Origin of the sequence: Burkholderia sp. AcTa6-5, assembly GCF_017815075.1 — a bacterium.
Lineage (GTDB): Bacteria > Pseudomonadota > Gammaproteobacteria > Burkholderiales > Burkholderiaceae > Burkholderia > Burkholderia sola.
In genome coordinates this window covers 307,050-327,308 of record NZ_JAGIQE010000004.1, presented here as the reverse complement: position 1 = coordinate 327,308, position 20,259 = coordinate 307,050, and the positions used below count along the sequence as shown (strand labels likewise).

Here is a 20,259-nt window from a genome sequence, read left to right as displayed (position 1 = left end):
AACAGCATGGATCGCATCGACATCACCGACCACGGCCGACTCGCCGGCCACCTGATTAGCGGCGTCACGCGCGCGCAGAAAACCTTCCGCCCGAGCGACTGGCCCGAGCGCCTCGCAGGCGTCATCACCCTGTTCGTCGGCGAACGGCGGCCCGGCTATCCGTGCGCGCTGTCGCGGCTCGCGATGCCGGTCGTCGACGGCGGCGTCAAATGCCTGTTCGTGTCCGACGAATTGCGCGCCGTGTGTGCGGATGCGTTCGAGTTCGCGATGCAGTTCGCGGCCGATAATGATTTGCCGGTCGAGCTTCAGCGCGTGCCGGCGTTGACGGTGCGCTGACGCGCCACCCTCCCTTTCTCAATGCAAAGGCGCGTGCGCGCAGGCCGCCGCACGCCCCTTTCGGCGCAGTAATCAATCGTCAGATGATTGAAGGTTTCGATGCATGACCACGCTGCGACAGGGGTTTCCGGCGCAGTCATCAATAAAATTGATCGTGACGATGAAAATTATGCGTTTTCCTTGCAGGTCGCCGTGATGCATAGTTGCGTCGTGTTGACGCACCTTTGAGTCTTTCAGTCATGAACATGCGAATCGAGCCGTCCGTGCTCGCGAACCCCGACCTGCAATTTGCGACGCTTTCGTCAGGCATCAGCCTGCCGTATGTCGAGCGGGGCAGCGGTGCGCCGATGGTGTTCGTGCACGGCTCGCTGTGCGACTACCGCTACTGGGATCCGCAACTGGCGGCGCTGTCGGCGCACTACCGCTGCATCGCGCCGAGCCTGAGCCACTACTGGCCGGCCGTCGAAGCGGGCATCCAGGACGAGTTCAGCTGGCAGAACCACGTCGACGAACTCGCCGAATTCATCGACGCGCTCGATCTCGGCCCCGTGCATCTGGTCGGCCATTCGCGCGGCGGCAGCGTCGCGTTCAACGTTGCGCGCCAGCATCCGCACCTCGTCGAATCGCTGACGCTCGCCGATCCGGGCGGCCCGCTCCAGCAGCCGGGCGTGCGCGAAGCCGCGATGCCGGCCACCGCGATCGCGCTGCGCACGAAGGCCGTGGATCTGATCGATCAAGGCGAAGTCGAAGCCGGCCTCGAGATGTTCGTCGATTCCGTGAGCCTGCCCGGCGCATGGAAGAAGAGCACGTCGCGCTTTCGCACGATGGCGATCGACAATGCGAGCACGCTGCCGAAGCAATTGCGCGACCCGCTGCCCGCATATTCGCAGCACACGGCCGGCGACATCGCATGCCGCACGCTGCTGATCGACGGCCAGCGCAGCCCGAAGATGTTCCGCCACAACGTCGACACGCTGTCGCAGTGGATCGGCAATGCGCACCGGCAGACCGTCGCCGGCGCATCGCACGGGATGAACGCGGCGAGTCCGGCGGTGTTCAACCGTTACGTGCACGAGTTCGTCGCCGCGTAACGCTCGCGGGCGGCATTCGTTCCGCCCCGTCTTCCTCCCTCTTGCAGAAGCGAAACGGCGTGGGCAGTCCGCATCGTTTCGCATCCGTCTGCATCACGCAGCCGACGCTGCCTTGCGCGTCACCGCATCCGGCAACCCGAACACGCTGTCGAACGCCCAGTTGTACGTGAACGTGAAGATCGGGAAGAACACGATCAGCACCGCGTCGTACAGGAACGCCTGCCATAACGACACGTCGAGCCACCACGCGATCAACGGAATCAGGAACGTCACGAGCGCGACCTGAAACCCGATCGCATGCACGACACGTCGCCCGACAGTGCGCGTCGTTTCGGTGCGCCGCCGCTCCCACGCCTCGAACCCGAGGTTGTACAGAAAATTGACGGTGACGCCCGTCGTCGAGATCATCACGCCGAGCAGCCCGCTCGTCGCCGCACTCGCGCCGCTCAGCATGCCGAGCACCGACGATGCGACGAGGATGCCGAGCACCTCGAACATCACGACGTAGACTATGCGTCTCTTCCATCCTTGCATGACCGGCCACCTTCATATCGAACAAGGTGGCGAGACTACAGCGGGCACTGCGTCCGCAAAAGTCAGGTCCTTTCAATTTTTCTGACAGGAGGCGGCGGACCATGCTGACCAGCGATCACATCGACATGCTGCTGGCCGTCATCGACAAAGGCTCGTTCTCGGCGGCCGCGCGTGCGCTCGGCCGCACGCCGTCGGCGGTCAGCATGGCGATCGCGAACCTCGAGGCCGAACTCGACCTCGTGCTGTTCGATCGCGGCTCGCGCGAGCCGACGCCGACCGCCGCGATGGCCGCGCTGCTGCCCGACGCGCGCGCGATCGCCGAACGGCTGCATGCGCTGCGTGCGCATGCGCAGCACTTGTCGGACGGTGTCGAGGACACGCTTCGGCTCGGGCTCGCGGCCGAAATCGACGGCGCGCCGATTGCGCGCGCGCTGACCGCCGTCGCCGCGAAATATCCGGCGCTCGCGGTCAGCGTCGTCATCGCGCCGCAGGATGCGATCGTCGATGCGCTGCATCGCGGCGCCGTCGATCTTTGCGTCGCGTACGGCGGGCTCGATCTTCATCCGCAGGAACAGATTCACGCGCTGTGGACCGAGACGCTGATCGCGGTCGCCGCGCCCGATCATCCGGCGATTGCCGAAGCCGCGCATCCGGAGGCGATCGAGCGACTGTCGGGGTTCCGGCAGATCGTGATCGCCGATCCCGGGCGACCGCTCACCGACGTGCGCCCGGTGATCGGCAACCGCACGTGGAAGGTGACCGACATGGCGACCGCGATCGCGCTCGTGAAGGCCGGGCATGGCTGGGCGAATTTTCCGGAATCGCTGATCGGCCGGCATGTCGCCGCCGGCGAGCTCGCACCGCTCGTGTTCGCGAACATCCGCAACGGGCTGCCGCTGCCCGTGTATCTGCGCCGGCCGAAGCACTCGGGGCTCGGCAAGGCGGCCGGCGAACTGGTGCGGGCGCTGCGGGCTGAAGGCCACCTAGCTTGATCGGGCGTGCGGCGGGACACGGCCGCACGCTCCGCCCGCCGGTGCCGGGCGAGTTTGACCGTTAGTTGCGATATCAGCTCGACGCACCATGAAAAAACCCCGGTCACGCAGGCCTGAGCCTGCATGCCGGGGTTCTTCGATTCGCGGCCGACGGCCGGGCAACGAATTGCCCGAATCGCCCGCCGCTCACGCTCAGCGCGCAGCCACCTCCGCCTTGCCGGTCGCCGCGTCGCCAACCGCAGCCGGCGCCGGCGCCGGCCCCCACCCGCCGCCCAGCGCCCGGATCAGGTTGACCGTCGATACGGCCTGCGCCCCCGTCAACTGGTTCGCCTGCAACTGCGACTGCAACACCGACCGCTCGCTGTCGATCACGTCGAGATACGCGACCTCGCCTTCCTGATACTGCGTCCGCGACAACGTCGCCGCCCGACGCGACGCGTTGACGGCCGCATCCTGCGCGCGAATCTGGTCGTCGAGCAGACGCAGGTCCGCAAGATTGTCCTCGACCTCGCGGAACGCGACGAGCACCTGCTGCCGGTAGTTCGCGACCTGCTCGTCGTACTGCGCGCGCGCCTGCTGCACGCCGGCAGCCCGCCGTCCGCCGTCGAACAGCGGCAACGTCAGCGCGGTGCCGGCGAACGGCCCGAGCAGGAACGTGCGGCTCGACCACAGGAACAGGTTGCCGAGCGTCGATGCTTCATACCCGAACGCCCCGGTGATATCGAGCTTCGGGAAGTACGCCGACTTCGCGAGCCCGATCCGCGCGTTCGCGGCCGCCATCGCGCGCTCGGCCGCCGACACGTCCGGACGCCGTTCGAGCAGCGCGGACGGCAGGCCCGGCGGAATCTTCACCGCGACCGGCACGATCGGCGTTTCCTTGAACGCGAAATCCGCCGGCGCCTTGCCGAGCAGAATGGCCAGCGCATGCTCGGACGCGGCACGCCGACGCGCGACGCCGACCGCATCGGCCTGCGCACTCGCCAACTCGTTCTTCGCGCGCGACACGTCGAGCTCGCTGATGTCGCCTTCGTTGAAGCGACGCTGCACGAGCTTCAGCGCCTGCTCGCGCAACTCCACCGTGCGGCGGTACAGATCCTGATCGGAATCGAGCTGGCGCAGTTCGAAGTAGTTCTGCGCGACGTCGGCCTGCAGCGCGAGCTGCACCGAGCGGAACAGTGCTTCGCTCTGCGCCTGGTCGGCGCGCGACGCCTCGACGTTGCGGCCGACGCGGCCGAACAGGTCGGCTTCGTACGACACCGTGCCCTGCGCGCGCCACAGCGTCGCGTTGGTCGGGCCGGTGCCCTGCGGCTGGAACTGCGACGCCGACGACAGCCCTTCGCGCGTCGGCCCGAACCCGGCGCCGATCTGCGGGAACCATTGCGAGCGCGCCGAACGGGTCGCCGCACGCGCTTCCTCGACCCGCGCAGCCGCGGCCTTCAGGTTCTGGTTCGCGGCGAGCGCCTGCGTCTCGAGCGAATCGAGCACCGGGTCGCCGAACACCTTCCACCATTCGCCGCGATGTTCGTTGTCCGACGGCTCGGCCGTCTTCCACGTGCCGGCCTGTTCGCCCGCGGCGAGGGTCGGCGCTTCCTTGAACGCGGCCGGCGCCGCCGCGTCCGGACGCTTGTAGTCGGGGCCCACCGCGCACGCGGCGAGCAGCGTCGCGAGCAGGGTGCTCGCGGCCGCCACCTTCGCGAAGCGCATCAGGCCGTTCGTGTTGTGCAAGTTATTCATTTTCTGGTCCTCAAGCATCGGGCGCCGGCACGCCGTATCCCGTCGAATCCTTGCCGGCGACGTGGATCTTGCCGCCCGCGAGCGTACGCAGCACGACGTAGAACACCGGCGTCAGCATCAGCCCGAACAGCGTCACGCCGAGCATCCCGAAGAACACCGCGACACCCATCGCATGGCGCATTTCCGAACCGGCGCCGGTCGACGTGACGAGCGGCACCACGCCCATGATGAAGGCGATCGACGTCATCAGGATCGGGCGCAGCCGCAGCCGGCTCGCCTCGATCGCGGCCTCGAGCGGCGTCCTGCCGTCGTGTTCGAGCTCGCGCGCGAATTCGACGATCAGGATCGCGTTCTTCGCGGACAGCCCCACCAGCACCATCAGGCCGATCTGCGTGAAGATGTTGTTGTCGCCCTGCGTGAGCCACACGCCCGTCAGCGCCGACAGAATGCTCATCGGCACGATCAGGATCACCGCGAGCGGCAGCGTCAGGCTTTCATACAGCGCGGCGAGCACGAGGAACACGAGCAGCACGCTGATCGGGAACACATACATCGCCGAATCGCCCGCGAGGATCTGCTGGTACGTGAGGTCGGTCCATTCGAACCGCACGCCGCGCGGCAGCGTCTCGTGCGCGATGCGCTCGACCGCGGCCTGTGCCTGCCCCGACGAGAAGCCGGGCGCCGGGCCGCCGTTGATGTCGGCCGCCGTGTAGCCGTTGTAGCGCACGACCATTTCCGGGCCGAACGTCGGCGTCACCGTGACGAGCGACGACAGCGGCACCATCTCGCCCTTGTCGTTGCGCGTCTTCAGTTGCAGGATGTCGTCCGCGCGCTGGCGGAACGGCGCATCGGCCTGCACACGCACCTGGTACACGCGACCGAAGCGATTGAAGTCGTTCACGTACAGCGAACCGAGATACACCTGCATCGTGTTGAACACGTCGGTCACCGGCACGCCGAGCTGCTTCGCCTTCACGCGGTCGAGATCGACGTTGAGCTGCGGCACGTTGATCTGGTAGCTCGTGAACAGCGGGCCAAGTTCGGGCGCCTGCTGCGCGCGCTTGATGAAGTCGTTGGTCGCATCCGACAGCTTCGCGTAACCGACCGCGCCGCGATCCTCGATCTGCATCTTGAACCCGCCGAGCGTACCGAGGCCGAGCACCGGCGGCGGCGGGAACACCGCGACGAACGAATCCTTCATCGCGCTGTACTTCTGGTTCAGCGCCCCGGCGATCGCGCCGGCCGACAGCGCCTTGCCGTGCCGTTCCGAGAACGGCTTCAGCGTGACGAACACGATGCCCGCGCTCGAGCTGTTCGTGAAGCCGTTCACCGACAATCCCGGGAACGCGACCGCGCTCTCGACGCCCGGCTGCTTCAGCGCGATCGAGCCCATGTCGCGGATCACCTTCTCGGTGCGGTCGAGCGATGCACCGTTCGGCAGCTGCGCGAACGCGATCAGGTATTCCTTGTCCTGCGCGGGCACGAAGCCGCCCGGCACGACCTTCGACACGAGCACGGTCGCGCCCACCAGCACGAGGTACACGCCGAGCATCAGCGTCTTGCGCGACAGCACGCCGCGCACGCCGCGGCCGTAGTTCTCCGCGCCGCGATGGAACACCTTGTTGAAGCCGCGGAAGAAGCCGCCGAGCACGCGGTTCATCACGCGCGTGAGCCAGTCCTCCTTGTCGCCGTGCCCCTTCAGCAGGATCGCGGACAGCGCCGGCGACAGCGTCAGCGAGTTGAACGCCGAGATCACCGTCGAGATCGCGATGGTCATCGCGAACTGCTTGTAGAACTGGCCGGTCAGGCCCGACATGAACGCGAGCGGCACGAACACGGCGACCAACGTCAGCGCGATCGCGATGATCGGCCCGCTCACTTCCTGCATCGCCTTGTAGGTCGCCTGCCGCGCGTTCATCCCGCCTTCGATGTTGCGCTCGACGTTCTCGACGACGACGATCGCATCGTCGACCACGATCCCGATCGCGAGCACCATCCCGAACAGCGACAACGCGTTGATCGAATACCCGAACGCGAGCAGCAGCGAGAACGTGCCGATGATCGACACCGGCACCGCGATCAGCGGGATCAGCGACGCGCGCCAGGTCTGCAGGAACACGATCACGACGATCACGACCAGCGCGATCGCTTCGAGCAGCGTGTGCACGACGGCTTTGATCGACGAGCGCACGAACTGCGTCGGGTCATAGACGATCTTGTAGTCGACGCCCGCCGGCATGTCCTGCTTCAGCTCGGCCATCGTCTTGCGTACTTCGTCCGAAATCTGCAGCGAGTTCGCGCCCGGCGACTGGTTGATCGCCATCGCGACGGCCGGCTTGTTGTCGAGCAGCGAGCGCAATCCGTATTCGGATGCGTCGAGCCCGATCCGCGCGATGTCGCGCAGGTGCGTGACGCCGCCGTCCGGCGTCGTCTTCACGACGATGTCGCCGAATTCGTCTTCCGTCTGCAGACGGCCGCGCGCGTTCACCGACAGCTGCAGCGGCGTGCCGGGCAGCGACGGCGATGCGCCGATCACGCCGGCCGCGACCTGCACGTTCTGCTCGCGGATCGACTGCACGACGTCCTCGGCCGACAGCCCGCGCTGCGCGACCTTCTGCGGATCGAGCCACACGCGCATCGCGTAGTCGCCCGACCCCCACAGCTGCACCTGGCCGACGCCCTGGATCCGCGACAGGCGATCCTTCACGTTGATCAGCGCGTAGTTGCGCAGGTAGGTCATGTCGTAGCGGTTGTCCGGCGAGATCAGGTGGACCACCATCGTCAGCGTCGGCGAGCTCTTCACCGTCGTGATGCCGAGCCGCTGCACGTCTTCCGGCAAACGCGGCAGCGCCTGGTTCACGCGGTTCTGCACGAGCTGCGTGGCCTTGTCCGGATCGGTGCCGAGCTTGAACGTGACGGTGATCGTCATGTTGCCGTCGCTGTTCGCCTGCGACTGCATGTAGAGCATGTCCTCGACGCCGTTGATCTGTTCTTCCAGCGGCGACGCGACCGTCTCGGCGATCACTTTCGGGTTCGCGCCCGGGTACTGCGCCTTCACGATCACGGAAGGCGGCACGACTTCCGGATATTCCGAAATCGGCAGCAGGAACATCGCGATCACCCCGCCGAGCAGGATGATCACCGATAGGACTCCTGCGAAGATCGGCCGGTCGATAAAGAATTTGGAAATGTTCATGGGTTGCTCTGTCTGGTTGAACGCGGATGCGAAGCGGCGCGCCGCTTACGAATCCGCCTTCGCCGGTGCGGCCGGCTTCGCGTTATCCGCGAGCGGCGCGGACGGCTCGTCGCCGCCCGTCATCGGGACCATGTGCGGCTTCACCTGCGCGCCGGGGCGCACGCGCTGCGTGCCGTTCACGACCACGCGATCGCCGGCGGCAAGGCCGCTCACGATCACGCGCCGGTTGCCGTGCTGCATCCCCGGCTGCACTTCGCGGTACGACACGCGGCCCTGCTGATCGACGACGAACACGAACTTCTTGTCCTGGTCGGTGTTGATCGCCGCGTCGTCGACGAGCAGCGCCTCGTGCGGCGCGCTGCCGCCCACCTTCACGCGTGCGTAGAGGCCCGGGACGAGCGTGCCGTCCGCGTTGTCGAAGCGTGCGCGCACGCGGATCGTGCCGGACGACGTGTCGAGCCGGTTGTCGACCGAATCGATCTCGCCGCTGCGCGAGTAGCCGGTTTCGTTCGCGAGGCCGAGCTCGACCGGCACCTTGCGGCCGCTGCGCGCGCCGTTGATGTATTGCAGATAGGTCTGCTCGTCCGCGTCGAACGACGCGTAGATCGGCGACACCGACACCAGCGTCGTCAGCGGCGCGGCCGATGCGCCGGCCGATACGACGTTGCCGAGCGTGATTTCCGCGCGCGACACGCGGCCCGATACCGGCGCCGTGATGCGCGTATAGCCGAGGTTGATGCGCGCCGTTTCCAGCGCGGCTTCGGCGGCCTTCAGGTTCGCGTTCGCTTCGCGCGCCGCGTTCTGCTTCTCGTCGTAGTCGCGCTTCGCGATCGCGTTGTCGCCGATCAGCCGCTGCGCGCGCTGCCAGTCGGTCTGCGCATAGCCGTTGCGCGCCTGCGCGGCCGCGAGCTGCGCGGCGGCGCGGTCGACTTCCGCCTGGTACGGGCGCGGGTCGATCACGAACAGCACGTCGCCCTTCTTCACGAGCGCGCCGTCCTTGAAGTTCACCGCGACGATCGTGCCCGATACCTGCGGGCGCACGTCGACTTTCTCGACCGCCTCGAGGCGGCCCGAATAGCTTTGCCAGTCGGTGACGGTCTGCGGCACGACGGTCGCGACGTCGACTTCGGGCAGCGGCGCCGCCGCTTTCTCGGGGGCGTTCGCGTTCACGCGCATCGCGCCGAACGTGCCGAGGCCGACGACGGCGAGCGTGACGATCGCCGCGGTCGCGATTCGGGAGCGGGAGGTGCGTAGGATGGCCATGTGGATCTCCGGTAAGCGTGGATTGGTTCTGGTTATTCGGAACGGTTCGGCTGGCGCGCCTGGAAGCGGCACTGAAAGAAGCGCACGGCTTCCTCGAATGCGGCTTCGTGCGTGGCGAGCGCGGCGTGCGTGATGTCCGGATAGCGGATCACCTGCGTGAGCACGCCCGACGAGATCAGGCAGCCCGCATATTTCTCCGCCTCGACGTGCAGCACGTCGTTCTGCGCGGTGACGACGAGCGTCGGCGGCAGCCCCGCGAGGCGCACCGACTCGATCGGCGCCGCGTACGGGTGCATGCGCTGCGCCGCCTGCGGCAGATATGCGCGATAACAGGCCGCGCATTCGCGCGCGGTGATGTCGGACGCGAGGCGCTCGGCGTCGCCGATGCGCGTCATGCTCGGATCGAGCATCGGCCCGAACAGCGCCTGCGCAGCGATCGACACTTCGCCGCGGTCGCGGGCGATGAAGGCCAGGCAGTTCGCGAGCTGGCCGCCCGCGTCGTGCCCGGCCACGCCGATCTTTTTCGGGTTGCCGCCGAACGCGCGGGCGCGCGTCGCGGCCCACACGGCGGCGCGATACGCATCCTCCGGCGCGGCCGGAAAAGGAAAGGCCGGCGCGAGCGAATAATCGACCGACACTACGAGAGCTGGTAAGCGTTCTGCTAAAAAGCGCGCGGCGAAATCCGCGTCTTCGAGCGAACCGCGGACGAAGCCGCCGCCGTGGAAATAAAGCACTACCGGCAGCCCGGTCTTGTCCGGACGGCGGTAGAGGCGCAGCACGATGTCCTGCGCGTAGCCGGGAATTTCCACTTCGGCAACCGTCAGCGCCGCGCCCGCTATGGCTTGAGCGGGCAGCGCGGCTTTCAGGAATTTGCTGAATTCAGAAGCGTCCATGACGATGCAGCGTCCATTTCGAGATGGAACGAATTCTGAGTCCGGCAGACATTGGGATAAATGCCTATAATCCGGCAACACAATTCAACGCCCCCGAACAATCCGAGGCTGCGTTTACCCACGAGGTAGCGCAGCCTTCTTGTTCCGGCGGCAAATTAAATTGCGGAGGTTGTGATGGACCGGCTTCAGGCCATGCAGGTGTTTACTCGCGTCGTCGATACAAGCAGCTTCACCAAGGCAGCAGAAACGCTCGGCTTGCCGCGGGCGTCCGTCACGACGATCATCCAGAATCTCGAAGCCTTCCTCGGCGTGCGGCTGATGCACCGGACCACGCGCCGGCTGTCGCTCACGCCGGACGGCGCCGCGTACTACGAACGATGCGTGCGAATCCTCGCGGACGTCGAGGAAACCGAAGCAAGCTTCCAGGCCAACAACCGGAAGCCGCACGGAAAGTTGCGTATCGACATGCCGGGCTCGATCGGGCGGCTGCTCGTGATTCCGTCGCTGTGCGAATTCCATACGCGCTATCCGGACATCGACCTGCAACTCGGCCTGTCCGACCGGCCGGTCGACCTGCTGCAGGAAGGCGTCGACTGCGTGATCCGCGTCGGCGCGCTGCAGGACTCGTCGCTCGTTGCGCGCCGCGTCGGCCTGTTCGAATGCGTGACGGTCGCGTCGCCCGACTATCTCGAGCACCACGGCGAGCCGCAGACGATCGACGACCTCAGCCAGCACAAGGCCGTCAACTACTTCTCGAGCCGCACGGGCCGCACGATCGACTGGACGTTCCTGATCGACGGCAAGGAAGTCGAGATGAAGATGGAGGGCATCGTGTCGGTGAACGACGCCGACGCGTACGTGACGTGCGGAATCGAGGGCTTCGGGCTGATCCAGCCGCCGCTGTTCATGGTGCTGCCGCACCTGCGCGAAGGCCGGCTCAAGGAAGTGCTGCCCGGCGTCAAGCCGCTGCCGATGCCGATCTCGGTCGTGTATCCGCACAGCCGCCATCTGTCGCCGAAGGTGCGCGTGTTCGTCGACTGGATTGCCGAAGTGTTCGACCGCTGCCCGCTGCTGAGCGGCAAGGGCAGCCTCGACGCGACGTGCAGCAAGCGGACGTTCGAGGAAGCCGAACGCGCGCCGGTGCTCGATACGCCGGTCATCAACGAGTGGGTTGCCTGAACGCGGCGCACCGCCGCGTCACTTCGCCCGCCGGTTGCGGATGAACGCGCCCACCTGCACGTGACGCGCGACGCGGCCGGGTCGCACCTCGTGCGCCAGCAACCGCGCGAACGCGTCGCGCTGCGTGTTCACATGCCGCGCGCAATGGCGATCGACCACCGCGATCTGGTGTTTCAGGAACGCGATCGTCTGCACGATGCCGTTGCGCACGCTCCCATGACACAACGTCAGCAGTTGATATTCCGCGATCTGCATGCGCGCCAGTTGACGTCGGCGCTGAACCAGCGCCTGCACGTGCCCCAGTTGCGGATCGGACAGCGGCTCGACGAGGCGCCCGCCCGACGGATGCCGGTTCAGCGCATCGGCGAGCGCCGCCAGCAGGCGTGCCCGCGCCCCTTTTCCGTCGAGCGGTAGCGTCACCGAATCCGGGAGCCAGTCCCGCGCCTGATGCGGCTTGACGATGGCGAGCGGCAATCGCAGCGCCTGAAGCGCACACGCCACTTCATGCTCGGCCCCGCCGGCCGACTCCAGCACGATGAGCGCCGGCGCCCACGCGAGGATCCCATCGGCCAGCGACTCGATGCCGAACGTCTCGTTCCGGTAGCCGAAAATCACGCTCAGCGACGAAATACATATCTCGAGCGTCTCGTGCGCCACGCCGATACCCACGCACACGGGTGCGGGTGCCAGCCCCGGTTGATGCCGACCGGCCGTTCCATTGTTCATACGCATTTCCCCTCGCTACCGACCCGTATCCCGCCCGCTTGCCGGCAGGACCTTGGTCAGTTCCACGAAATGTCACACTACGGATGTAATATATTTGTATTGGAAACCGGTCCCATTCATGATGGTAATCGGGCCATAGCAAGTCAACCCACCGACCGGCGATCGCGCTGTCGGTGACCGGCCTGCGAGGCGGGCGGGACGCACGGGGAAACATCAGCGTTACCGCACCGCCGGAACCCACATGCCGATTCATCGTTCATACGAGATCAGGAGTACTCAGGTTGATTCGAATCGACAGGCGGCGCATCGATCGCGAACCGGCTTCGATCCTGACCGCGTATCCATGCCGGTTCACGGCCGACGCCGGACCACGTCTGTCCGGTCTCCGGATTGAAGTATTTCGCGCGACGCTTTCTTCCGGGCGTACCGCCGTCGCCCGAAAAAATCTCCTGCGGCGTGAAACCGAACTCTTCGACGCAACGTCGCACTTCGGTCAATACCGTCGCTGCAATGGCAAGACGCTCCCGCTCCAGCTGGGCCTCGAGCAGCGCCTTCTTTTCCACAAACGACTTGTAAATCAACATGCGTGCCCCCTGGATCGCTCATTCCTGTCGTGCGCCGGCCTGCTACCGGCACGACCAAGCGTAATCGAGCCATTCACGGACATTGACAACCTTTGTCAACAAAGAGACCCAACCTCGCGCCCCTTTCACAAACCAAAAAAAATGATTAATACCACTAACTTAATGAATTCCACACGTTCAAAATCGTTGACAATTTTTCCGACACATCGAGACGAACATCGCGGCAAATTACGTGCTGTCGATCGTCGCGTGCGTGAGCCGGATCTCCCTTTCCCGCCCGGACGCTCGACACGGCCCGATCGTTACGATCAACATCGAAGGAGTACGTAACATGAACGTTCTCTATCTCGAGGACGATCCCGCCTATGTGGAGTTGATCACGTCGATACTGGAAACGGCAGGCTATCGCGTGCATGCAGTCAGCAACGGAAATCAGGCGATTCGCCATCTGGAGAGTTCGGTGGTCGATCTACTGATTCTCGACTGGCGGGTGCCCGGCATGTCCGGATTCGAAGTGCTCCAATGGACACGCGAGCGCATTGGGGGCCGTCTGCCGATCCTGTTCCTGACACAACGCGCGCGCGACGATGAAGTCTTCTCCGCGATCAACGCGGGCGCCGACGACTACATGGTCAAGCCGATCAATCAGTTCGAGCTGCTGGCGCGCGCCAACGCGCTGCTCAGGCGCGCGTATCACGGCGGCGCCGGCCGGCACGACACGCTCAGGCTCGGCGGCTATCTGATCGACACGCGAACGCGAACCGTGCTGCTGCATGGCGCGCCGGTCAAGCTGACGCCGCGGGAATTCGATCTCGCCGTGCTGCTGTTTCGCAATCCCGGGCGGATCATGCCGCGCGACGCGCTGATTCGCTCGCTCTGGGGCCGCGACATGGCTGGCGTGTCGCGCAGCCTCGACACGCACATCTATCGGCTGCGGATGAAGCTCGCGCTGCAGCCGTCGAACGGCGTGCGCCTCAGCGCGGTCTATACGCTGGGCTACCGGCTCGAAGCGATCTGATTCGCCGTCCCATCATCGCGTACCGCAGCCGGCCGTTCCCGTCGACACGATGCGCGATGAACGGCGCGCGCCGCGGCATCCTGACACCGTACGCAATGGACTGTTGCTGAACACGCGCCGATCGTCGCGGCGCGTTCCGGCGGACCTGCCGTATCTCGCTGTCGGCGCCGCCGGGCAAGGCTGCGCGCATGTCCTCACTGCGTGTGCGGATTCCAATTGTTTCTGTACAGCGACAATTCAATTCGCGTCTGCCGCATTTATCGCGACGGAACGGACACCTAGAGTAAACCCTGTCGCGCACCTCGTTGCGCATCGAACAGATCCCGCCTGGCGGGACCGGAGTCAGCGCTCGGGCGCCAGCTCCGACATCTCTAGGAGTTACGCCATGAACCGCCGCCATCTTCTCTCGGCCCTCGCTCTCACACTTGCCGTGTCCGCACCGGCCTTTGCCGACTCGGGCACCCCGCACGCCGGCGACTACGCCAACACGTCGTGGTACTCGCAACACAACGGCCCGCGTACGCGCGCCGAAGTCAGCGCGGAAGTCGAGCAGGCACGCAAGGACGGCACGCTCGCGTACCTGCGCAAGGCGACCTCGTATCCGCAAGGGCTCGAACTCGCCCAAGGCCCGTATCGCCCGATGCCGGAAGGCAACCAGCTCGCCGGCGGGGGCCGGTAAACGCGCGACGCCGCGCAGCGGGTTGCCCCGTGCGCGGCGTCTCGAACGACCTTATCGACGACTTTGCTGAATCAGTGAGTTACAGGAGCACATGATGAACGATCAACTTCCTTCGCCGCTCGATCACTGGGACGACACCACGCCGGTGTGGACGCCGTTCCGCTCGGCCCCGCAATCGCATTGACGGGCCGCTGAGCCGTCGTCCGGCTGTCAACGGCGCGGCACGCCGTCGCGCCATTCTCCCCAGTGCGTGACGATGTCCTGCACCAGCGGATTGCCCGCGCGGTACAGGTTTTCGGTCGCCGGTGCGAAGAAGGTGCATCTGGAGTCGCTCGCGCATTCGACGGATACACGGGACGGCTATTGTCGATACCGGGCGAGCGCGCTGCCATCGCAGCGCAAAAAGGTGCCGCGTCGACACAATCGATAACATTGGACAGCCACGATCCGGAAATCCAGATGCGCCGCCATTTGGCCAAACGCTTGACGAACGCAGGTTTACCTGACCAGCGAATCTCGCGAACAGGCTCCATTGCTGCATACCATGTCGGCCGTCGCCCACAGCGGTGCTGATCGCCTTCACGTCATGTCGCGCTGCACGCGCAGGTTCGCCTCTGCGTCGAAACCACGCCTAATCGCCATCCTTCTCGTTCACACTTTCCAATAATCAGAGCCGCGTCGTTCGCATTTCCGCGAATTATTCGCTGGCGCCGAGTCCTTAGCATGAGCGCTCTGGCCATACCCGAATGGAGACTCATATGACTACGTCGACTCGTACCCGTGAAACGGACAGCACAACGCAACGCAAGGCCGTCGTGCGCGACGGCGACCCGACCACGACGCGATGGCTCGTCATCGCACACTCGTCGACGATGTTCGACCACGGCAAACATATCGCGCTCAGCGAAGACCGCGCGTCATGCGGCATTTGCGAAGGTCATTTCAGCATTGTCGGAACGGGAAAGGGAATATCCGAGGGCGGTCGCAACGCCGTCGTCGATGGCGATTCCGTGTCGTGTCCTTGCGGCAACAACCGAGTGATGGCCGGAAGCGACTCGGGTATCTTCCTCGAGCGACACTCCGGCCGCAACTCGACTCCCCTCCCGCCGCACGAAGCGCCGGCAACCCGCGCAACGTACGACGAGCAGTTTCAGCTGATCGACCAGTCAACCGGGCATCCGTTGGAGCACGTCCGCTATCGGATCACATCCGATGTCGACCCCGACTCCATCATCACGGGGACGACCGATATGGACGGCCGCACGCGGCGTGTCAGCCTCGCCAGCCACGGACAACTCCATCTCGATATTGTTGCCGGATGAATACGCTTGCATTCCGGCGCGCAACGCCGCGATGTACGTTCTTTCCCTGTCAGGAGAGCCCATGCCTTTGAATGATCCCGACGCAACGAACGATGAAGAATGGATCCGGATCGCGACCGTATCGGCCAACACGATCCGCGATTCCGTCGTTTCAATACCGCTATCGCTCGACGGCCCACCGATATGCCCGAACATGACGGATTCGATGTTCAGAAAGCGGATGCTCGAATTGCGAGACGAGGCTGTCGCCATCACGCGGCAACGAATCCGGGAACTGGCTCGATGGAGCCCCGCCACCGAAGCACGCGTCATCGACTGGTTCGGCATATCCGACATCGAAACCCAACGCACGCTGATAAACGGACTCAACGCCCTGGCTGACGTCATGGCAAGGCTGGACGCCAGCAACTTCGTCCGTACAGGATCAGACGCCGACCGCGCCACCGGCTGTCTACCCAATATGAAAAATCTCGATGCGGAAGTCGCTCATGTATGCCGCCCCGATACGTCGACCCATACCATCGCCATCAGTCTCCCGTTCTGTTCACTCCCGGAGCGATCGGCGGGAAACCTGTCCTCACAGCAACTGACGATCGTGCACGAGTGCACACACTTCGAGGACACGTTCAACGCGGTCGACCATTCGGGTGCGTATGGGCGGACCGCATGCCTGCATTTCGCCAAACACCGCCCCAACGATGCATTAGGCAATGCGGACAGCATTGCGTGGTTCATTCTTGCTCGCTAACCAGGCCGAATCCATGAAGCGTACCTTCTTCTCGTTGCTGATTGCCCTTTTGCTTGGCCCGGTGCAAGCAAACGCGTGCAAAGTCCTGCTCACCGACAGCATGCAGTTGCCGTTGAACTCGACCGAGATAAGCAACAGCGCGAGGCTCAGCCTCGTCAGGCACTATCTGACGGCGCGAGAGTGGACACAGGAAGGCGCGACGGCCACGATCGATGCGCTTGCATACGAATGGGAGCACAGGCCGGCTCAATTGGCCAAGCAACGTGGCGAACAAATGAAATCCTTTCTCGTCGGACTCGGCATGGCACCGGACGATGTCTACGTACAAGAACGCATCTTCACTCGCAAGGACGGCGAGCTCGACGCCGACAGCGCGAAGCAAATCTGGGTGCAATTCGTTCCGAAATGTCCGCCGGCCGGATGTCAGCAACTTTGCAACACGCCAGGGCTGGAAGGAGTCGCCAGCCACGCGATAACACCTGCCACGCCCGGACCGCCTCCAGATGCCGACCGTCTGACGTGCAGCGACGATCCTGCCCCTGCGCGCACCCGCGTCGTGACCACCACGCGCTGGACCGAACGGACGAACGATAATCCGCTGACGCTTCTGGATGATCAAAAGCGGCCGCTGGCACGGACCTGCTATCGGATCAGCACGAGCGCCGCCCGATATTCGGGCATGACCGACGAACGCGGTCAAACCGGGCGCGCGCAATTATTGGGTCCCGAATACACGAAAATCGAAATCAGGATCGAGAGACCGGACAGGTCCACTCCGTAGCAGCCACCGACCTTTGCTCATCGCCGGCGGCGCAGTCGCATCCCGCGCCGCCGGAGACCATCCGGCCCATTTGGCCGACGGGACAGTGCATCAGTCTGCACCGTCCCATCGGATCAAATCAGCTCAACGACGCGGCACCCCATCACGCCATTCGCCCCAGTGCGTGACGATGTCCTGCACCAGCGGATTGCCCGCGCGGTACAGGTTTTCGGTCGCCGGCGCGAAGCCGCCCTGGTCCGCGTAGTTCAGCAAGTTGTCGGCGCTCGTCTGCCCCGCATACGGCCGGTCGAAGTCGGACCCGGTACGCAGCACGGCGACGCGCGACAGGTCGACCCGCTTCACGCTCGCCGCGCGCTTGAGCGCTTCGAACGTCGCGTTGTCTTCCTGCGCGGTCATGCAGTAGGTGCCCTTGCCGTCCGTCAGGATCTTGGTCCACTGGCGCGCGCGCTCGCCGATCAGCGTGCCCGAGAACCACGTGTTGCCCGATGACGTGTCGCACTGGATCACTGTCGGCGGCCGGTTCGCCGGCGCATACGTGAACTTCGCGCGCGCGGCCTGCGCCTGTGCGCTGTCGGCGAGCACGACGTTGCGCGACAACGCATACGCGGCATCGGTCAACTGCGGGTTGAGCTGGAACACTTCGGTGCGATAGTCGAGCGGCGGCTTGTCGCTCGGGCTCTTCGTGTTGATGCCGAGGAAGCCGGTGTTCCACCCGGCCGGAATCTCGCGCGCATCGAGCTCCCACTGCAGACTGAAATCGACGAGGTATTTCGACCACGCGGCCGATCCGACCGTGCCCTGTGCAGGGTCGACGCCCGCGATGCCCGAGACCAGGAAATACGTGCGGCGCAGATCGAAGCGTTGCGAGAACGTGAGCGCCATGATCGTCGCCGACGCATTCGCATAGCCCATGCCGGTCGTCACCACGCATACGTCCTGCTTGTTGCAGTGGACGGCCGGATAGTCGGGCGACAGGCCGGGCACGGCGATGTCGCGCCACGGGCCGAGCCGGTCGAGCCATGCCTGGCCTTCCGGGCCGAACATCGTGATGATCATGACCTTGACCGGGCGGCCATGCGAGCCGGTCTCGGCGAATGCGGCGTTGCCTGCGTCGTTGCCCTGATTGTCCTGCGCGATCGATGGCGCGGTCGCACAGGCGGCGAGCGAGAATGCAGCGGCGGAAAGAATGGAGCGAGTCAGCATCGGCGTTCCTTGTTTCGATGGTGTTGGGTGAGAACGGCTGTCGGAGACTGCGCGAGGGAGTATAGAACGGGCGTGCGCGATGCGGAACCCGACTACGAAACGACGGGTGGTGTTTCGTGCGAACGAACGCATGTTGCGTGATCGAAAATCGTACGTTCGCCGCGGCCTTTCAAACATCAGGAATGCTATCGGGTTCTTCGCCACGCGCGACGTCGGCCGTTTCTCGCCGCACTACACGCGCATCAACCCCGCGACGCCGTAACCGAGCACGACGAGTGCGGCGACCACGTGGCTCGCCGCGAGCCACCCCGGCGATTTCACGAAGCGCCCGATCGCACTGCCGCCGACCGCGAACACGAGCTGCCCCGCGAGGCTGCCCGCAAACACGCACGCGGCGCCGAGCAGCCAGTGCCGGTGCGCACCGGCGGCAGCGGTCGCATAGCCGTAGAACAGCAGGATGGTCAGTGGGTTCGCGAGCGTGACGAAGAACATCGACAGGAACGGGCGATCGCCCGGCGGCGTCGGTACGTCGCCGTCGAGCGCGCGGCGCCGGTCACGCAGCCCCCGCCACAGCATCCGTGCGCCCATCGCGAGCAGCACGAGCGCACCGATGATGCGGAACAGCGACAGATGCGACGCCAGCGTGCCCGCGAGCATCGCGCCGACCGTGAACGCGACGACCGCATAGCAGCCGTCGGCAGCGGCCACGCCGATTGCCGCGCGCACGCCGGTCGCGGTGCCGGCGCGCATGCCGTAGTTCGCGATCATCAGTGCGACGGGCCCGACCGACAGCGCGATCATCAGCCCGAACAGGAAGTCGTTCATCGGTCGTCGATACCTTCAACGGAAGGCATCGATTCTATCGACCGACGGCACGCCAGCGTGAGAAAAACCGCGTCAAGCGACGTCGACGCGCGACGGCCCGTCCACCATCTCGCCGATCACGGCCGCGCGGTCGAAACCGTCGGCGCGGAAGCAGGCGAGCACGTCGTCGACGGCCTGGGGTGCACACGCGACCAGCAGCCCGCCCGACGTCTGCGGATCGGTCAACAGCGCCTGCGCGACGGGCGGCAGCCCGTCGGCGAGCCGCACGTCCGTGCCATACGCGGCCCAGTTGCGGCCCGACGCGCCGGTGAACACGCCGTCGGCAACGAACGTCTCGACGCCCGCGAGCCACGGCAGCGACGCGTAGTGCACGCGGGCGGTGAGCTGCGCGCCGCGCGCCAGTTCGAGCGTATGGCCGAGCAGCCCGAAGCCGGTGACGTCGGTCAGCGCATGCACGCCCGGCAACGCGGCGAGTTCGGCGCCCGGCCGGTTGAGCTTCGTTGTAGTCGCGACCATTTGCGCGTAACCGTCGGCGTCGAGCTGGTTCTTCTTCAGCGCGGCCGACAGCACGCCGACGCCGAGCGGCTTGCCGAGCACGAGCACGTCGCCCGCGCGCGCGGCCGCGTTGCGCTTCACGCGCGACGGATGCACGACGCCGATCGCCGCGAGCCCATAGATCGGCTCGACCGAATCGATCGAATGGCCGCCGGCGACCGGAATGCCGGCCTCCGCGCACACCGATTCGCCGCCGCGCAGCACGGCCGCGATCGTCTCGTGCGGCAGTACGTTGATCGGCATGCCGACCAGCGCGAGCGCGAGAATTGGCTTGCCGCCCATCGCATAGACGTCGGACAGCGCATTGGTGGCCGCGATACGGCCGAAGTCGAACGGATCGTCGACGATCGGCATGAAGAAATCGGTGGTGGCGACGATCGCCTGCTCGTCGTTGAGCCGGTAGACGGCCGCGTCGTCGGACGTCTCGGTGCCGACCAACAGATCGGGGAACAGCGCGGGCGGCGTCGCGCGCTTGAGCAGCTCGGACAGCACGCCCGGCGCGATCTTGCAGCCGCAGCCGCCCCCGTGCGACAGGCTCGTGAGGCGCGGAACGGCAGGCTGGGCTTGGGTGGCTTCGGTCATCGTCGGCATCCGGTGAAT

Annotated in this window: 19 protein-coding genes; 9 read left to right on the top strand and 10 right to left on the bottom strand. The window is 65.5% G+C overall.

Annotated elements, in window-relative coordinates:
* Nucleotides 1-6 precede the first annotated feature (6 nt).
* On the top strand, nt 7-336 hold the full coding sequence (locus tag J8I33_RS08465) for a DUF3579 domain-containing protein (protein ID WP_209934595.1): 330 nt from the start codon (nt 7-9) through the stop codon (nt 334-336).
* Between the two features lie 239 nt (nt 337-575).
* Nucleotides 576-1,427: an alpha/beta hydrolase gene (locus J8I33_RS08460; protein ID WP_209934589.1), complete on the top strand. Its 852-nt coding sequence runs from the start codon at nt 576-578 to the stop codon at nt 1,425-1,427.
* A 93-nt stretch (nt 1,428-1,520) separates the two neighbouring features.
* On the opposite strand, the gene J8I33_RS08455 is transcribed toward J8I33_RS08460, so the two are convergent.
* Nucleotides 1,521-1,961: a PACE efflux transporter gene (locus J8I33_RS08455; RefSeq protein WP_027790477.1), complete on the bottom strand. Its 441-nt coding sequence runs from the start codon at nt 1,959-1,961 to the stop codon at nt 1,521-1,523.
* A 101-nt stretch (nt 1,962-2,062) separates the two neighbouring features.
* On the opposite strand from J8I33_RS08455, the gene J8I33_RS08450 reads away from it, so the two are divergent.
* Nucleotides 2,063-2,953 (top strand): LysR family transcriptional regulator, encoded by an 891-nt coding sequence (locus J8I33_RS08450; protein ID WP_209925128.1) that lies wholly within the window; start codon nt 2,063-2,065, stop codon nt 2,951-2,953.
* 192 nt (nt 2,954-3,145) lie between these two features.
* Here J8I33_RS08450 and opcM read toward each other — a convergent pair whose 3' ends face one another.
* The 4 genes from opcM to J8I33_RS08430 are packed head-to-tail and all read right to left on the bottom strand — an operon-like array spanning nt 3,146 to nt 10,039.
* On the bottom strand, nt 3,146-4,687 hold the full coding sequence (gene opcM, locus J8I33_RS08445; protein ID WP_124555320.1) for a multidrug efflux transporter outer membrane subunit OpcM: 1,542 nt from the start codon (nt 4,685-4,687) through the stop codon (nt 3,146-3,148).
* 10 nt (nt 4,688-4,697) lie between these two features.
* The gene (ceoB, locus tag J8I33_RS08440; protein ID WP_050017332.1) at nt 4,698-7,883 is read right to left on the bottom strand and encodes a multidrug efflux RND transporter permease subunit CeoB; all 3,186 of its coding nucleotides are present in this window, start codon (nt 7,881-7,883) and stop codon (nt 4,698-4,700) included.
* A 45-nt stretch (nt 7,884-7,928) separates the two neighbouring features.
* Nucleotides 7,929-9,146: a multidrug efflux RND transporter periplasmic adaptor subunit CeoA gene (ceoA, locus tag J8I33_RS08435; RefSeq protein ID WP_050017333.1), complete on the bottom strand. Its 1,218-nt coding sequence runs from the start codon at nt 9,144-9,146 to the stop codon at nt 7,929-7,931.
* Nucleotides 9,147-9,178: 32 nt separating this feature from the next.
* Entirely contained in the window at nt 9,179-10,039 is an 861-nt protein-coding gene (locus J8I33_RS08430) for an alpha/beta hydrolase (RefSeq protein ID WP_050017334.1), read from the bottom strand.
* A 174-nt stretch (nt 10,040-10,213) separates the two neighbouring features.
* Here J8I33_RS08430 and ceoR point away from each other — a divergent pair, with 174 nt between their 5' ends.
* The gene (gene ceoR / locus J8I33_RS08425; protein ID WP_089489807.1) at nt 10,214-11,218 is read left to right on the top strand and encodes a putative multidrug efflux transcriptional regulator CeoR; all 1,005 of its coding nucleotides are present in this window, start codon (nt 10,214-10,216) and stop codon (nt 11,216-11,218) included.
* Between the two features lie 18 nt (nt 11,219-11,236).
* Here ceoR and J8I33_RS08420 read toward each other — a convergent pair whose 3' ends face one another.
* Both J8I33_RS08420 and J8I33_RS08415 read right to left on the bottom strand, forming a co-directional pair.
* Nucleotides 11,237-11,944, bottom strand: a complete 708-nt coding sequence (locus J8I33_RS08420) for a hypothetical protein (protein WP_209934582.1) — start codon at nt 11,942-11,944, stop codon at nt 11,237-11,239.
* A gap of 266 nt (nt 11,945-12,210) precedes the next feature.
* Nucleotides 12,211-12,528: an H-NS histone family protein gene (locus J8I33_RS08415; RefSeq protein ID WP_124595391.1), complete on the bottom strand. Its 318-nt coding sequence runs from the start codon at nt 12,526-12,528 to the stop codon at nt 12,211-12,213.
* A gap of 331 nt (nt 12,529-12,859) precedes the next feature.
* Here J8I33_RS08415 and J8I33_RS08410 point away from each other — a divergent pair, with 331 nt between their 5' ends.
* The 5 genes from J8I33_RS08410 to J8I33_RS08385 all read left to right on the top strand — a co-directional run bounded on the left by J8I33_RS08410 (nt 12,860) and on the right by J8I33_RS08385 (nt 17,076).
* A complete protein-coding gene (locus tag J8I33_RS08410) occupies nt 12,860-13,546 on the top strand; it encodes a response regulator transcription factor (RefSeq protein WP_124555315.1) in 687 nt (228 codons plus the stop codon).
* Nucleotides 13,547-13,931: 385 nt separating this feature from the next.
* A complete protein-coding gene (locus J8I33_RS08405) occupies nt 13,932-14,225 on the top strand; it encodes a DUF4148 domain-containing protein (protein WP_124595390.1) in 294 nt (97 codons plus the stop codon).
* A 758-nt stretch (nt 14,226-14,983) separates the two neighbouring features.
* Complete coding sequence (locus tag J8I33_RS08395) at nt 14,984-15,547, top strand: PAAR domain-containing protein (protein ID WP_209934576.1); 564 nt, start codon at nt 14,984-14,986, stop codon at nt 15,545-15,547.
* Between the two features lie 61 nt (nt 15,548-15,608).
* On the top strand, nt 15,609-16,295 hold the full coding sequence (locus J8I33_RS08390; protein WP_209925118.1) for a M35 family metallo-endopeptidase: 687 nt from the start codon (nt 15,609-15,611) through the stop codon (nt 16,293-16,295).
* 13 nt (nt 16,296-16,308) lie between these two features.
* Complete coding sequence (locus J8I33_RS08385; RefSeq protein WP_209934570.1) at nt 16,309-17,076, top strand: hypothetical protein; 768 nt, start codon at nt 16,309-16,311, stop codon at nt 17,074-17,076.
* Between the two features lie 123 nt (nt 17,077-17,199).
* Here the strand turns inward: J8I33_RS08385 and J8I33_RS08380 are convergent, their stop codons facing one another.
* From J8I33_RS08380 to selD, 3 genes are all read right to left on the bottom strand, one after another.
* Entirely contained in the window at nt 17,200-18,279 is a 1,080-nt protein-coding gene (locus tag J8I33_RS08380) for a purine nucleoside permease (RefSeq protein ID WP_089489811.1), read from the bottom strand.
* Nucleotides 18,280-18,510: 231 nt separating this feature from the next.
* Nucleotides 18,511-19,104, bottom strand: coding sequence for a LysE family transporter (locus tag J8I33_RS08375; RefSeq protein ID WP_209925105.1), 594 nt, complete (start codon nt 19,102-19,104; stop codon nt 18,511-18,513).
* A 72-nt stretch (nt 19,105-19,176) separates the two neighbouring features.
* Nucleotides 19,177-20,241: a selenide, water dikinase SelD gene (gene selD / locus J8I33_RS08370; protein ID WP_124555310.1), complete on the bottom strand. Its 1,065-nt coding sequence runs from the start codon at nt 20,239-20,241 to the stop codon at nt 19,177-19,179.
* Nucleotides 20,242-20,259: the final 18 nt, after the last annotated feature.